Source organism: Gemella sp. GH3 (genome assembly GCF_013415425.1).
GTDB lineage: Bacteria > Bacillota > Bacilli > Staphylococcales > Gemellaceae > Gemelliphila.
This window is the reverse complement of sequence record NZ_JACBYC010000173.1, coordinates 1-602: the sequence shown is the minus strand read 5'-3', so window position 1 is coordinate 602 and position 602 is coordinate 1. Positions and strand designations below refer to the sequence as shown.

The 602-nt window shown below is 39.4% G+C and carries 1 protein-coding gene; it reads right to left on the bottom strand.

Annotated features, from left to right (window positions below; translation table 11 throughout):
* Positions 1 to 602 (bottom strand): FAD-binding protein (locus HZY83_RS06695; protein WP_179943280.1); only part of this gene is annotated, 602 nt, incomplete at both ends.

The window sequence follows — 602 nt, the reverse complement described above, 5'->3', positions numbered from 1 at the left end:
GATTTGAATAAACTCACCATTAGCATAAATTGCACCTTCTTGATAAACAATTGATGCTGCAGATCCTGTATTAATCATTGAGTTTGTTGTTTTACCGAAGATGATACCAGGACCACCTGTAGCCATAATAACTGCATCTGATCCAAATGATTGAATTTCTGATGTTGTCATATTTTGAGCAACGATACCTCTTGCTGCATCTTCATCATCTTTAACGATACCTAGGAATTCCCAGCCTTCGTATTTAGTTACTAATCCATCTACTTCATAAGAACGAACTTGTTCATCTAAAGCGTATAATAATTGTTGTCCTGTTGTAGCACCGGCAAATGCAGTTCTGTGATATAACGTACCACCAAAACGTCTGAAGTCTAATAAACCTTCGTTTGTTCTACTAAACATTACGCCCATACGGTCTAATAAGTGTATAATTTTTGGTGCTGCTTCAGCCATCGCTTTTACTGGTGGTTGGTTAGCTAAGAAGTCTCCCCCATATACTGTGTCGTCAAAGTGAATCCACGGAGAATCTCCTTCACCTTTAGTATTAACCGCACCATTAATGCCCCCCTGGGCACAAACAGAGTGCGAACGTTTTACAGGTA